We start from the raw sequence: 13,820 nt of genomic DNA on the forward strand, positions 1-13,820 counted from the left end.
AGCAAGCTCGCTCCCACAAGGGATTGTGGTGGAGGTCAGGGTTATTTCTGCGCCGTCGCCTTATCCCAACTCGGAATCTTGAACACCCAGAACGAACCGCCCTGGGCCACCGGCTTGGTCAGTTCGGCCATGTCTCCGCCCCACAACGGTACGGCGCCGCCGTAGCCAACGGTCACGCCGATGTATTGCTCGCCGTCCTGCTCCCAAGTGACGGGCGGGGAGACAATGCCGCTGCCGGTCTGGAACTTCCACAGCTCTTTGCCGGTTTTCGCGTCGAAGGCCTTGAAGAAGCCATCCCCAGTACCGGTGAAGACCAGGTTGCCCTTGGTCGCCAGCACACCGGCCCACAGTGGCAGAGGCTCCTTGTGCTCCCACACCACCTTGCCGGTGGTGGGGTTCATGGCTCGCAGGCTGCCGACGTGGTCGTCATACATGCGCTTGATTCGAAAGCCCATGCCCAGGTAAGCCGAGCCTTTCTTGTAGCTGACTTCCTCGGTCCAGTACTCCTCTTTCCACTGGTTGCCCGGTACGTAGAACAGCCCGGTGTCCTGGCTGTAGGCCATGGGGTTCCAGTTCTTGCCACCGAGGAATGGCGGTGAGACTTCCACCGGCTTGCCCTTGGTTTCACCGGGCAATGGCTTGGCCGGACGCTGGCCAGGGTTTTCCACCGGGCGGCCAGTCTTCAGGTCGATGTGGCTGGCCCAGGTAATGTTGTCGACAAAGGGAAAGGCGTTCTGCAGTTTGCCGTTGTTGCGGTCCACCACGTAGAAGAAGCCGTTGCGGTCGGCGTGGGCGGTGGCCTTGACCATTTTGCCGTCCTTGTCCTTGTAGTCGAACAGCACCAGTTCGTTGTTGCCGGAAAAGTCCCAGGCATCGTTGGGCGTGTGCTGGTAGAACCATTTCACTTCACCGGTGCTGGGGTCGACGCCCACCTGCCCGGAGGTGTAGAGGCTGTCGTAATCGTGGGGGTTGCCGTCCTTCGCCGTGCGCGCCCAGGTGTTCCACGGGCCGGGGTTGCCCGCGCCGACGATGATGGTGTTCGTCTCGGGATCGAAACTGGCGCTTTGCCAGGGCGCGCCGCCGCCGTGGCTCCAGGCCTCGACCTTGCCGGTCTCGGTGGTCTTGTCGTCGGGCCAGGACGGCGCCTTGACGTCGCCGGTCGGGGTGCTGTCCTTGCCGTTTAGCCGCCCCATGTGGCCTTCGACGAAGGGGCGCATCCAGACTTCTTCACCGGTGTCAGGATCGCGGGCGAACAATTGCCCGACCACGCCGAACTCGTCGCCGGAGCTGCCATGGATCAGCAAAACCTTGCCGCTGGTCTTGTCCTTGATCAGCACCGGGGCGCCGGTCATGGTGTACCCGCCGGCGTGATCGCCGAACTTCTTGTTCCACACCACCTTGCCAGTGTTTTTGTCCAAGGCGACGACCCGGGCGTCCAGCGTGCCGAAGTAGATCTTGTCGCCATAGATGGCCGCGCCCCGGTTAACCACGTCGCAGCATGGACGGATGTTGTCCGGCAGGCGGTGGTTGTAGGTCCACAGGCGCTTGCCGGTCCTGGCGTCGAGGGCGAACACCCGTGAGTACGAGCCGGTGACGTAGACCACGCCGTCGCTGACGATGGCCTGGGATTCCTGGCCGCGTTGCTTCTCGTCGCCGAAGGAATAGGACCAGGCCGGGGTCAGCTTGAAGACGTTCTTGTCGTTGACCTGGGCCAGCGGGCTCCAGCGCTGGGCGTTGGTGCCCATGCCGTATTGCAACACGTCCTTGGTGGTCAGGTGATCGTTGGCGATGTCTTCCCAGGTAACGGCGGCGTTGGCCTGTGGGCCCAGGGACAGGCTGCCGGCCAGCAGCAAGGCAACGGTCAGGGACGAGAGGGCAGGAAGCGTTTTTATTGTCATGGTGGGATTCCCAGTGAGGTTTTGGCCTGACTAGGGTCGGGTCTCGCCCCCCTGGTCCGATACGGAAAAAGTCCCGCCCTTGCCGGGAAAACTTCCCAGGGCGCCTGTCTTTGCGACTAGCGTCGGATGGCCTGCTACCAAGGAACTAGACCGCGACCACCAAAGCAGCATTCGGTTGGCGGCAGACGGTTCCTAAGATGACGGCACGGCCTCTGCGAAGAGGTCTTGCGTGCAATTTCGAGGGCATAACAATGACAACAAAACGCAACGCCATCATCGCTACCGCATTGCTGATGGGGCTGACCGGCGCAGGCTCCGCATGGGCCCATGGCAACGTAGTGCCCCAGGCAGTGGAAACCCAGGGACTGACTCCGATCAAAGACACCAACCTGCCGTTGGATGCCGATGGCTGGGCCTCGCAAAACCCCTATCGCAATGCTCCCGAACGGGACAAAGCAGTCGAAATCGGCGCATCGGCGTACAACCAGAACTGCGCGGCCTGCCATGGCCTGGAAGCCAAGTCCGGCGGGATCGCCCCGGACTTGCGCATGCTCGATGCCGCCGAAGCCGGTGACGAATGGTTCGTCGAACGGGTGCGCCATGGCGCGGTGCGCGACGGCCGGGTCTATATGCCGAAGATGGCCGACTACCTGAGCCAGGAAGCGCTGTGGGCGGTGCGGACCTATCTGGACAGCGTACACGTCGAGGAGTGACCGCCATGCGCCTGTTCGCCTGGGTGATGTGCAGCCTGTTGCTGTGGGGCTCGGCGGTGCAGGCGCAGGTCCGCGGCTATGACCAGATGATCGCCGACGGCGAATTGAAGGTCGCGGTCTACAAGGACTTTGCCCCCTACAGTTTCGAAGACCAGGGCCAGCCCAGGGGCGTCGACGTTGAATTGGCCCAGGCCTTGGCCAAGGCCATGGGCGTGCGGCTGAAACTGATGTGGGCGCCACCTGGCGAGAAGCTCGACGATGACCTGCGCGACTACATATGGCGCAGCAGTCCGCTGCACGACCGGCAACTGGCCGACCTGATGATGCGAGTGCCGTACGATCACGACTATGTGCAGCGGCGCAACGACATTGGCGAACGGGAAAACGCCCAGGTCGTGATGTTCGGGCCATATCAGCAGGAGTGCTGGCAGGTGGCGTATGACCGCCGTCGATTGGCGTCGGTGGGCAGTGTCGCGGTGTTCCAGCGGCACCCCATCGGCGTCGAAGTCGACAGCGTGCCATCGTTCTACCTGACCTCGGTGTTCAACGGCATGCTCAGTGCCAAGACCCGCCATTACCCCAGCGCTGCCAAAGCCTTCGGGGCCATGCAGGCCGGCGAAGTCGATGCGGTCATGGCGATGCGCGGCGAGATCGACTGGCAAGTGCATCAGGCTGCCGACTCGCAGTTGGCCCTCGCTGAAAACGCTTATCCGAACATGGGTAAGCAGCGCTGGGAGATCGGCATGGCGGTGCATGAAAGCAACCGTCAGCTGGCCTATGCGGTGGAGGAGGCGCTGGAAGGCTTGATTCGCGACGGCAGCCTCAAGGCGGTGTATGCCCGCTATGGTCTGCGCTACGAAGTACCGCAAATGTACCAATAGGAGCGCAGGATGAACTGGCGTGTGTTGGGGCTGCTGTTGGGCTGGCTGCCATTGATGGTGAGCGCAATCGAGCCGGGAAAGGATCCGGTGCCATCGGTGATGTGGGCCTTCTATCACAAGCAATTGCTGGCTGACGCACCGTTCGTTTTCGACGACCGGGTGCGGCTGCTGGCGCCACCTTTTGCCGAAGATGCGCGGCAGGTGCCGCTGGAAATCGATGCCAGGGCGTTCACCGGCGATGTCGTACGAGTGCTGGCGTGGGCCGAGCTCAACCCACTGCCGAAAATCGTCGACTTCCAACCTTCGGAGCGGGTGCTGCCGTGGCTGTCGATCCGCATTCGTATCGAGCAGGCCACGCCGTTACGTGCCGCCGTACAGACCCGCGACGGCCTGTGGCACGTTGGCTCGGCGTTGATCGACGCGGCCGGTGGTGGTTGCACGGCGCCCAGCGTGGTGCGCACCCAACCGGGTTGGGAAGAACACCTGGGCGAAGTGCTGGGCGGGCGCTACCCGCGTGGGGACTCGAATCGCCTGCGCTTGCAGATAGCCCATCCCATGGACAACGGCCTGGTGAGCGGCATCCCTGAGTTTTTCCTCAACCAGGCGCAACTGTTGGACGCTGACGGCAAGCTGCTGGCGCGCCTGGAGCTGTTCCCGGCGGTCAGTGAAAACCCCAACCTGGGCTTCGACATCCAAGGCCCGGGACAGACCCGCCTGGTGCTGCGAGACAACAGCGGCAACGAATTCGAGGCGGCCATTCCCTGACCACAAGGAGCGCGCCATGCGCTGGTTGTTGCTGATCTGTCTTGGACTGTGCCTGCCGGCGTGGTCCTCCGATTATTCCCTCAAGCCCCGGCAGATCGCCGAGGGCACCTGGCTGCTGGAAGGCAGCACGGATAATTTCGCCAAGGCCAACGGTGGCAACATCGTCAACACGGCGTTCATCGTCACCGACGTCGGGGTGGTGGTCATCGACACCGGCCCGTCCAAGCGTTACGGCGAGGCGCTGCGCCAGGCCATCGCGGCGACGACGGACAAACCGGTGATCCAGGTGCTGCTGACCCACCATCACCCCGATCATGTGCTGGGCAACCAGGCCTTCAACGGCGTGCCTGTTGGTGCGCTGGCGGGCACTGCGGACCTGCTGCGACAGCAGGGCGATGCGATGGCGGAAAACATGTACCGGCTGGTGGGCGACTGGATGCGCGGCACCGAAGTGGTTTTGCCGACCCAGGCGCTGACCCCCGGTACGCTGAAGGTCGGCGATCACTCGCTGCGCCTGCTTGCGTTGGCCGGGCACACCGGGGCGGACCTGGCGATCCTCGATGAAACCACCGGCGTGCTGTTTGCCGGTGATTTGGTGTTTTATGAACGGGCCCTGACCACCCCGAACAGCCCCGGCCTGGATATCTGGCTCAACGATCTGAACACGCTGCAGGCGCTGCCCTGGAAGCAGATCGTCCCCGGCCACGGCCCGGTGGCCATCGACGCCCGGCCTTTCGCACAGATGCACGACTACCTGGGCTGGCTCGATCAACTGATGCGCGAGGGCGCCGCCCGGGGCGACGACATGGCCGAAATGATCCGCAGCCCCATCCCCGAGCGCTTCGCCGGGATCAGCTTGAGCCGGTATGAGTTGATCCGCAGCGTCAGTCATCTTTACCCGCGTTATGAGCGGGCGGGGATGACGCGGGTGGATACCCGAAACCCTGACTGATCACACATCCCCGTGGCGAGGGAGCTTGCTCCCGCTGGGGCGCGCAGCGGCCCTAAGATAGCCAGTCAACATTGATAACCAGGGGGACAACAGAAGGGCTGCTGCGCAGCCCAGCGGGAGCAAGCTCCCTCGCCACGGGGTATTTGCTTACCTCTATGTGTACCAAGGAACTAGAAAACTCAACACAGCGGGCAATTGTTGGCGGCGGCCCCCGGCCCAAGAATCTGCGACAGACCGGGAAATTTTCCCGGGTATAACAATAACCGCAGAGGTAGCCGCCATGATTCATCCCGCACGTCGCCAGCCCTTCGCCGTAAGCCTGCTGCTCAGTGCCATGCTGCTGTCCGGCTCGGCCTTGGCCGCCGTGACCGACCAGGAAATTCTCCAGGATCCGAAGAATCCGCAGCAGGTCGTGACCAACGGCCTGGGCGTGCAGGGCCAGCGCTACAGCCCGCTCGATGCCCTCAATGTCGATAACATCAAGGACCTGCGTCCGGTCTGGGCGTTCTCTTTCGGCGGTGAAAAGCAGCGCGGTCAACAGGCCCAGCCCATGATCAAGGACGGGGTGATGTACCTCACCGGCTCCTACTCTCGGGTGTTTGCGGTGGATGCGCGCACCGGCAGGAAGCTCTGGCAATACGACGCGCGCTTGCCCGATGACATCCGCCCTTGCTGCGACGTGATCAACCGGGGCGTGGCGTTGTATGGCGACCTGGTGTTCTTCGGCACGCTGGACGCCAAGCTGGTGGCCCTGAACAAGGACACCGGCAAAGTGGTGTGGAGCAAGAAGGTCGCCGACCACAAGGAAGGCTATTCCATCAGCGCCGCGCCAATGGTTGTGAATGGCAAGCTCATCACCGGCGTGGCGGGGGGCGAATTCGGCGTGGTCGGCCAGATCACCGCATTCGATCCGAAAAATGGCGCGTTGCTGTGGACCCGGCCGACCGTTGAAGGCCACATGGGCTACGTCTACAAGGACGGCAAGGCCGTGGAGAACGGTATTTCCGGCGGCGAGGCGGGCAAGACCTGGCCGGGCGATCTCTGGAAAACCGGCGGCGCCGCGCCTTGGCTGGGCGGCTACTACGACCCGGAGACCAACCTGCTGCTGTTCGGCACCGGCAACCCGGCACCGTGGAACTCCCACCTGCGCCCTGGCGATAACCTTTATTCGTCGTCGCGCCTGGCCCTGAACCCGGACGATGGCACCATCAAATGGCACTTCCAGAGCACGCCCCATGACGGTTGGGACTATGACGGCGTCAACGAGCTGATCTCGTTCAACTACAAGGACGGCGGCAAAGACATCAAGGCGGCGGCGACCGCCGACCGTAACGGCTTCTTCTACGTGCTCGACCGCACCAACGGCAAGTTCATCCGCGGCTTCCCATTCGTCGACAAGATCACCTGGGCCACGGGCCTGGACAAGGATGGCCGTCCGATTTACAACGAGGCCAGCCGTCCGGGTGCGCCGGGCAGCGAGGCCAAGGGCAGCTCAGTCTTTGTCGCTCCGGCATTCCTCGGCGCGAAGAACTGGATGCCGATGGCCTACAACCAGGACACCGGTCTGTTCTACGTGCCATCCAACGAGTGGGGCATGGACATCTGGAACGAAGGCATCGCTTACAAGAAAGGCGCGGCGTTTCTCGGCGCTGGGTTCACCATCAAGCCGCTGAACGAGGATTACATCGGCGTGCTGCGGGCCATAGACCCGAAAACCGGCAAGGAAGTGTGGCGCCACAAGAACTTCGCGCCGCTGTGGGGCGGGGTGCTGACCACCAAGGGCAATCTGGTATTCACCGGTACGCCTGAAGGTTTCTTGCAGGCGTTCAACGCCAAGACTGGGGAAAAGGTCTGGGAATTCCAGACCGGCTCCGGCGTGCTGGGCTCGCCGATCACCTGGGAAATGGACGGCGAACAGTACGTCTCCGTGGTCTCTGGTTGGGGCGGTGCGGTGCCGCTTTGGGGCGGTGAAGTGGCCAAGCGCGTGAAGGACTTCAACCAGGGCGGCATGCTCTGGACCTTCAAGTTGCCGAAGGAACTTGTCGCCAAGCGTTAAAACCTTGCCGAGAACCGTGGCGAGGGAGCTTGCTCCCGCTCGGCTGCGCAGCAGCCGCCAAAAGCGGGGAGTGCTGCGCACTCCAGCGGGAGCAAGCTCCCTCGCCACAAGGGCCTGCGCCGGCCTTGAACTTGCGCTTATCGCTTACAAACCTACGACCAAATAACGAGAGAGCCCCCTGCCAATGACGCATTCGTCCACCGCGCGGGGCTCTCTACCATCGGCCTATCGCCTGTCCCGCGACAGGCATCGACCAGGCAGAGGCCCATCATGATCTACGCACAACCCGGAACCCCAGGCGCCGTCGTTTCCTTCAAGCCGCGCTATGGCAATTTCATCGGCGGCGAGTTCGTCGCGCCGGTCCACGGCGAGTATTTCACCAACACTTCGCCGGTCAGTGGCGAAGTCATCGGCGAGTTTCCGCGCTCCAGCGCCGCCGACATTGACAAGGCCCTGGACGCGGCCCATGCCGCCGCCGATGCCTGGGGCAAGACGTCGGTCCAGGACCGCTCCCTGATCCTGCTGAAAATCGCTGACCGCATCGAACAGCACCTGGAAATCCTGGCGGTCAGCGAGACCTGGGACAACGGCAAGGCCGTGCGCGAAACCCTCAACGCCGACGTACCGTTGTCAGCCGACCATTTTCGCTACTTTGCCGGCTGCATTCGCGCGCAAGAGGGCGGGGCCGCCGAGATCAACGAGTTGACCACCGCCTACCATTTCCACGAGCCGCTGGGCGTGGTCGGGCAGATTATCCCGTGGAATTTCCCGCTGCTGATGGCCGCCTGGAAACTCGCCCCGGCCCTGGCCGCCGGTAACTGCATCGTGCTCAAGCCGGCGGAGCAGACGCCGCTGTCGATCACGGTGTTCGTCGAGCTGATCGCCGATCTGCTGCCGGCCGGCGTGTTGAACATCGTCCATGGTTTTGGCCGCGAGGCCGGTGAGGCCCTGGCCACCAGCAAGCGCATCGCCAAGATTGCCTTCACCGGCTCCACACCGGTGGGTTCGCACATCATGAAGTGCGCGGCCGAGAACATCATCCCGTCCACCGTGGAACTGGGCGGCAAGTCGCCGAATATCTTCTTCGAAGACATCATGCAAGCCGAGCCGGCGTTCATTGAGAAAGCGGCGGAAGGCCTGGTGCTGGCGTTCTTCAACCAGGGCGAAGTCTGCACCTGCCCATCCCGTGCCTTGGTGCAGGAATCGATCTATGCGCCGTTCATGGCCGAGGTCATGAAGAAAATCGCCAGGATCAAGCGCGGCAACCCGCTGGACACCGAGACCATGGTCGGTGCCCAAGCGTCCCAGCAGCAATACGACAAAATTCTTTCGTACCTGGACATCGCCCGGCAAGAGGGCGCCGAACTGCTTACCGGCGGCGCGGCCGAATGCCTTGAAGGAGACTTGTCGAGCGGCTATTACATCCAGCCGACCCTGCTCAAGGGCCACAACAAGATGCGCGTGTTCCAGGAAGAGATCTTCGGGCCGGTGGTGGGCGTGACCACTTTCAAGGACGAAGCCGAAGCCCTGGCGATCGCCAACGACACCGAGTTTGGCCTCGGTGCCGGCCTCTGGACCCGCGACATCAACCGCGCCTACCGCATGGGCCGGGCGATCAAGGCCGGTCGCGTCTGGACCAACTGCTACCACCTGTACCCGGCTCATGCGGCGTTCGGTGGCTACAAGAAATCCGGCGTCGGGCGTGAAACCCACAAGATGATGCTCGACCATTACCAGCAGACCAAGAATTTGCTGGTGAGCTATGACATCAATCCGCTGGGGTTCTTCTGACCCTGGGAGATAACAAGCAGTTGCAGTGACCCTGTGGCGAGGGAGCTTGCTCCCGCTGGGCCGCGAAGCGGCCCTTTCCTTGATGCACATATTGATTGTGTGGCTGCTTATTTGGGGCTGCTGCGCAGCCCAGCGGGAGCAAGCTCCCTCGCCACAAGTGCTCGCTGCTCCAGTAGTACCAACGCACCCCACCCACCGCTTCGAAAGTAGCATTCGAGCCTTGGGCGCGGCGTGCATTAATGACCTTGCCGGAATCGCCCGGTACAAGAAGAGTAAAGACCCATGTGGACTAAACCCGCGTACACCGACCTGCGTATCGGCTTTGAAGTGACGATGTACTTCGCTAACCGATGAGGCGCCGGCCCGGCCTGATGCGTTCGGGCCGGGCTCCCCATTGGTCGGATTGCATTCATGGCGGGATGCTTTAGGCTCAACGTATCCCATGACAATAACAACAGGCTTACCGATGAGCCCCCCTGAAAAAATGAGCCTCAGCCCGCTGCGCAAGTTCGTTTCCCCTGAAATCATGTTCGGCGCAGGATGTCGGCACAACGTCGGCAACTACGCCAAGACCTTCGGCGCGCGCAAGGTGTTGGTGGTGACTGATCCCGGGGTCATCGCCGCCGGTTGGGTCGGCGATGTCGAAGCCAGCCTGCAAGCCCAGGGCATCGATTACTGCCTCTACAGCGACGTCTCGCCCAACCCACGGGTCGAGGAAGTGATGCTCGGTGCCGAGACGTACCGCGAGAACCATTGCGACGTCATCGTCGCGGTCGGTGGCGGCAGCCCCATGGACTGTGGCAAGGCGATCGGGATCGTGGTTGCCCATGGCCGCAGCATCCTTGAATTCGAAGGCGTGGATACGCTGCACGTGCCCAGCCCGCCGCTGATCCTCATTCCCACCACCGCCGGCACCTCGGCCGACGTCTCGCAGTTCGTCATCATTTCCAACCAGCAGGAACGCATGAAATTTTCCATCGTCAGCAAGGCGGCGGTGCCGGACGTGTCGCTGATCGACCCGGAAACCACCCTGAGCATGGACCCGTTCCTGTCCGCCTGTACCGGTATCGACGCCCTGGTGCACGCCATCGAGGCGTTCGTCTCCACGGGCCACGGGCCGCTGACCGATCCCCATGCCCTGGAGGCAATGCGGCTGATCAACAACAACCTGGTGCAGATGATCGCCAACCCGGCGGACGTCGCCCTGCGGGAGAAGATCATGCTCGGCAGCATGCAGGCCGGGTTGGCATTTTCCAATGCGATCCTCGGCGCCGTGCATGCGATGTCCCACAGCCTGGGTGGCTTCCTCGATCTGCCCCATGGGTTGTGCAACGCAGTGTTGGTGGAACATGTGGTGGCGTTCAACTACACCTCGGCACCGGAGCGTTTCAAAGTGATTGCCGAGACCCTGGGCATCGATTGCCGGGGCCTCAACCATCGGCAGATCCGCACCCGGTTGGTGGAGCACCTGATCGCCCTCAAGCACACCATCGGCTTCCATGAAACCCTCGGACTGCATGGCGTCAGCACGTCGGACATTCCATTCTTGTCGCAACATGCGATGGACGATCCGTGCATCCTCACCAACCCTCGAGAGTCGAGCCAGCGGGATGTCGAGGTCGTCTATGGCGAAGCCCTCTGAGGAGCAGCAAAAAGCCCTGGCAGGCTTGCTGGGGCTGGGCAACCACTCGACACGCAAAAGCCACTACCCTGAACTGGCGGCGCGCCTCGATGAGCTGGAGCAGGCCCGACGGCACCTTCAACAGCTCAATGATCAACTGGAACAACGGGTGGCCGAACGCACCGATGCGTTGCTGGAGGCCAATCACAACCTGCAGAAGCAAATTGCCCAGCGCGAGCTGGTCGAGCAACAGCTGCGAGATGCCCGGGACGCCGCCCAGGCGGCCAACCGCAGCAAGGACAAATACCTGGCCGCCGCCAGCCATGACCTGCTGCAACCACTCAACGCCGCGCGCTTGCTGATTGCGACGTTGCGCGAGCGGCAACTGCCCGCCCCGGAACACGTACTGGTGGAGCGGACCCACCAGGCGCTCGAAGGCGCCGAGGATTTGCTCACTGACCTGCTGGACATCTCCCGCCTGGATCAAGCTGCTGTCAGGCCGGACCTGGCGCCTTATCGAGTGGATGAGCTACTCGCGCCGCTGGTGTCCGAGTTCCAATCGGTGGCCGGTGCCGCGGGCCTGGAATTGCGCGTGCGGTTTGCCGATGACGCGGTACTGACGGATCTGCGATTGATCACTCGCATCCTGCGCAACCTGCTCAGCAACGCCTGCCGATACACCGACCGGGGCGGCATCCTGCTGGCGGCTCGGCGTCGGGGAGGGCGGTTGCGTCTGGAAGTCTGGGACACGGGGCGAGGCATTGCCGCCGATTGCCTGGAGTCGATCTTCCTGGAGTTCAACCAACTGGACGTCGGTCGTGCGGCGGATCGCAAGGGCGTGGGCCTGGGACTGGCGATCGTCGAACGCATTGCCCATATCCTCGGTTATCGGGTGCAGGTGCGTTCGCGGCCGGGACGCGGCTCGGTGTTCAGCATCGACGTGCCGCTGTCGGCCGAGCGGCCGCTGCCCATGTCCCAGGTCCCGGTCCAGCCAGTGGCGGGCAATCCGCTGCCGGGTCGAAGGCTGTTGGTCATCGATAACGAAGTGAGCATTCTGCAAAGCATGGCGGCGCTGCTGGAACAGTGGGGTTGTGAAGTGCTGACCGCCACCGATCAAGCCGCTGCCCTCGACGTTCTGCGGGGCCGTGCCCCGGAACTGATCCTGGCGGATTTCCACCTTGATCATGGTGTGGTCGGCTGCGAGGTGGTCAGGCATCTGCGTGAGCATTTCCAGCGGGCGATTCCCGCCGTGATCATCACTGCCGACCGCAGCGACCAATGCCGCCGCGCCTTGCGCAAACTGAACGCGCCGCTGCTGAACAAACCGGTCAAGCCTGGAAAGTTGCGGGCGGTGTTGAGCCAGTTGCTCGCATAGGCCGCCGTACACAGATCCCCGTGGCCGCTGGGTCAACGGAAATGATGGGGCTGACAAGCCGCTTTGGCGAGCAGGCTCGCTCCCACAAGAACGAGGCATTTGCAGGTATTCGTGTTATGTTATCCGCTTTCATTTGGCAGGTGTTCTCATCTGCCTTGTCCGGACCACGACCGCCCGAGTACCGCTATGAGTCTATCCCCAAGCGCGACAAGCCCAGCCGCTGTCATCGCGCCGACCCTTGCATCCACCACCGCAACAGCCGCCACACGCTTGCTCGCCATCGACGCCCTGAGGGGATTCGTCATGTTGTTGATGCTGGTGGACCATGTGCGCGAAACGTTTCTTCTGCATCGTCAGGTCACTGATCCGATCGATGCCCTGAGCGTGACCCCGGACCTGTTTTTCACCCGTTTGCTCAGCACGCTGTGCGCGCCGGTGTTCATCTTCCTTACCGGTTTGTCGGCATGGCTCTACAGCCAGAAACACACCGCCGGCCAGACCTCGGTGTTCCTGCTCAAGCGCGGTCTGTTTCTGGTGTTTCTGGAACTGACGTTCGTGTGTTTCGCGTGGAACGCCGAGTTTCCGCCGAAGACGCTGTGGTTGCAGGTGATCTGGTGCATCGGGATCTGCATGATCGTCCTGGCGGCGCTGCTGCATTTCAAGCGCAGCTGGCTGATTGTGCTTGGGGTCGCCATCGTCGCTGGGCACAACCTGCTGGACGGTATCGTGCTCGGGCCGGATTCACCGTTTTTCGTGCCGTGGTCGATTCTTCACCAGCGGGCGTTCATCGACATCACCGAGTTCACCCGGGCCCGCACCACCTATCCGGTGCTGCCATGGATCGGCGTGATCCTGCTGGGTTGGGGTATCGGGCCATGGTTCGCCAAGGACGTGGAGCCCGCCGTGCGCCTGCGGCGGTTGTTCATGGTCGGCCTTGGCTTATTGATCGCCTTCGCGTTGATCCGCTATGTCAATGTCTACGGTGATAAACCCTGGGTCCAGACCGGTGATGGGTTGCGCACATTCATGAGTTTCATGAGTGCGACGAAATATCCGCCGTCGTTGATGTTTCTCATGCCGACGCTGGGGCTGGGCTTGATCCTGCTGGCCCTGTTCGAAAAAGCCCAGGAGCGGGGGAGCATCGCGAAACTGGCGATCTACGGCGGCGCGCCGATGTTTTTCTACTTGCTGCACCTCTACGTGCTGAAGGCCATGTACCTGGTTGCGGTCGCCTTGTGGGGAGCCAACCAGGGCGCGTATTTCGGCTTCGATCACTTGCCAATGGTCTGGTTGTGGAGCGTTATGCTGGCCGTCGTGCTGTTTTTTCCAACACGTTGGTTCGCCGCCTTGAAACAACGCCGTCGCGATATCTCGCTCCTCAAGTACCTCTGATTTGGCGAAACCGCGATATTAGCGGGACGCAACCGAGCCATTAAAACGCCGCCATTTGGTCGGCGTTTTTGCCTGGAATGTAAAAATACGCTTCGGTCTGTTTGGTTCATTATGTAAACTCCCCCCGCTGCGACAATCGGGCACGGCCACGCCGGGCCCGATCCAGACCGTTTTGCAGTGTCCCTCACCCAGCTGAAGCCAAGACCTACAAGAAGTCAGCGCCGGAGAGACATAAATGTGAGGCCGATATGCTCGGCCCCTGTAGGTCCATCCTCCAGTCCACTCGATACCCGCCCGCCGGCCTTGCCGCAATGGGGTGTGGTTGATGCTTGAACGAAATCGGAGGACGGAATGGCGTTCCATCCTAGGGATACAC

General features: G+C 62.4%; 11 protein-coding genes. 10 read left to right on the plus strand and 1 reads right to left on the minus strand.

Annotated features, from left to right (window positions below):
• Nucleotides 1–41 precede the first annotated feature (41 nt).
• Entirely contained in the window at nt 42–1,898 is a 1,857-nt protein-coding gene (gene exaA, locus DOCECA_RS11025; RefSeq protein WP_434558886.1) for a quinoprotein ethanol dehydrogenase, read from the minus strand.
• A gap of 251 nt (nt 1,899–2,149) precedes the next feature.
• Here exaA and pedF point away from each other — a divergent pair, with 251 nt between their 5' ends.
• From pedF to DOCECA_RS11075, 10 genes are all read left to right on the plus strand, one after another.
• A complete protein-coding gene (pedF, locus tag DOCECA_RS11030) occupies nt 2,150–2,611 on the plus strand; it encodes a cytochrome c-550 PedF (RefSeq protein WP_420763890.1) in 462 nt (153 codons plus the stop codon).
• 5 nt (nt 2,612–2,616) lie between these two features.
• Complete coding sequence (locus DOCECA_RS11035) at nt 2,617–3,492, plus strand: substrate-binding periplasmic protein (RefSeq protein WP_445571974.1); 876 nt, start codon at nt 2,617–2,619, stop codon at nt 3,490–3,492.
• 9 nt (nt 3,493–3,501) lie between these two features.
• Nucleotides 3,502–4,257 carry a quinoprotein dehydrogenase-associated SoxYZ-like carrier gene (locus DOCECA_RS11040; RefSeq protein ID WP_434558882.1) on the plus strand — a complete coding sequence of 252 codons (756 nt, stop codon included), beginning with the start codon at nt 3,502–3,504 and terminating at the stop codon, nt 4,255–4,257.
• 16 nt (nt 4,258–4,273) lie between these two features.
• Nucleotides 4,274–5,209 carry a quinoprotein relay system zinc metallohydrolase 1 gene (locus tag DOCECA_RS11045; RefSeq protein WP_445571975.1) on the plus strand — a complete coding sequence of 312 codons (936 nt, stop codon included), beginning with the start codon at nt 4,274–4,276 and terminating at the stop codon, nt 5,207–5,209.
• Between the two features lie 280 nt (nt 5,210–5,489).
• Entirely contained in the window at nt 5,490–7,265 is a 1,776-nt protein-coding gene (locus DOCECA_RS11050) for a PQQ-dependent methanol/ethanol family dehydrogenase (protein ID WP_434605778.1), read from the plus strand.
• 270 nt (nt 7,266–7,535) lie between these two features.
• Complete coding sequence (gene exaC, locus DOCECA_RS11055) at nt 7,536–9,056, plus strand: acetaldehyde dehydrogenase ExaC (protein WP_445571976.1); 1,521 nt, start codon at nt 7,536–7,538, stop codon at nt 9,054–9,056.
• A gap of 282 nt (nt 9,057–9,338) precedes the next feature.
• Nucleotides 9,339–9,410, plus strand: a complete 72-nt coding sequence (gene pqqA / locus DOCECA_RS11060) for a pyrroloquinoline quinone precursor peptide PqqA (RefSeq protein WP_003243383.1) — start codon at nt 9,339–9,341, stop codon at nt 9,408–9,410.
• 130 nt (nt 9,411–9,540) lie between these two features.
• Entirely contained in the window at nt 9,541–10,698 is a 1,158-nt protein-coding gene (gene ercA / locus DOCECA_RS11065; RefSeq protein WP_420764037.1) for an alcohol dehydrogenase-like regulatory protein ErcA, read from the plus strand.
• On the plus strand, nt 10,682–12,052 hold the full coding sequence (locus DOCECA_RS11070; protein WP_445571977.1) for an ATP-binding response regulator: 1,371 nt from the start codon (nt 10,682–10,684) through the stop codon (nt 12,050–12,052). Before ercA ends, DOCECA_RS11070 begins: the two co-directional genes overlap by 17 nt.
• Nucleotides 12,053–12,238: 186 nt before the next feature.
• A complete protein-coding gene (locus DOCECA_RS11075; RefSeq protein ID WP_434647453.1) occupies nt 12,239–13,444 on the plus strand; it encodes a DUF1624 domain-containing protein in 1,206 nt (401 codons plus the stop codon).
• Nucleotides 13,445–13,820 lie beyond the last annotated feature (376 nt).

It is taken from the genome of Pseudomonas sp. E102 (assembly GCF_052660185.1).

Coding starts and splice junctions, on each gene's coding strand:
- pedF (WP_420763890.1), top strand. CDS start 2,150: ATGACAACAAAACGCAACGCCATCATCGCTACCGCATTGCTGATGGGG.
- exaA (WP_434558886.1), bottom strand. CDS start 1,898: ATGACAATAAAAACGCTTCCTGCCCTCTCGTCCCTGACCGTTGCCTTG.
- DOCECA_RS11050 (WP_434605778.1), top strand. CDS start 5,490: ATGATTCATCCCGCACGTCGCCAGCCCTTCGCCGTAAGCCTGCTGCTC.
- DOCECA_RS11075 (WP_434647453.1), top strand. CDS start 12,239: ATGAGTCTATCCCCAAGCGCGACAAGCCCAGCCGCTGTCATCGCGCCG.
- ercA (WP_420764037.1), top strand. CDS start 9,541: ATGAGCCTCAGCCCGCTGCGCAAGTTCGTTTCCCCTGAAATCATGTTC.
- DOCECA_RS11070 (WP_445571977.1), top strand. CDS start 10,682: ATGGCGAAGCCCTCTGAGGAGCAGCAAAAAGCCCTGGCAGGCTTGCTG.
- DOCECA_RS11040 (WP_434558882.1), top strand. CDS start 3,502: ATGAACTGGCGTGTGTTGGGGCTGCTGTTGGGCTGGCTGCCATTGATG.
- DOCECA_RS11045 (WP_445571975.1), top strand. CDS start 4,274: ATGCGCTGGTTGTTGCTGATCTGTCTTGGACTGTGCCTGCCGGCGTGG.
- DOCECA_RS11035 (WP_445571974.1), top strand. CDS start 2,617: ATGCGCCTGTTCGCCTGGGTGATGTGCAGCCTGTTGCTGTGGGGCTCG.
- exaC (WP_445571976.1), top strand. CDS start 7,536: ATGATCTACGCACAACCCGGAACCCCAGGCGCCGTCGTTTCCTTCAAG.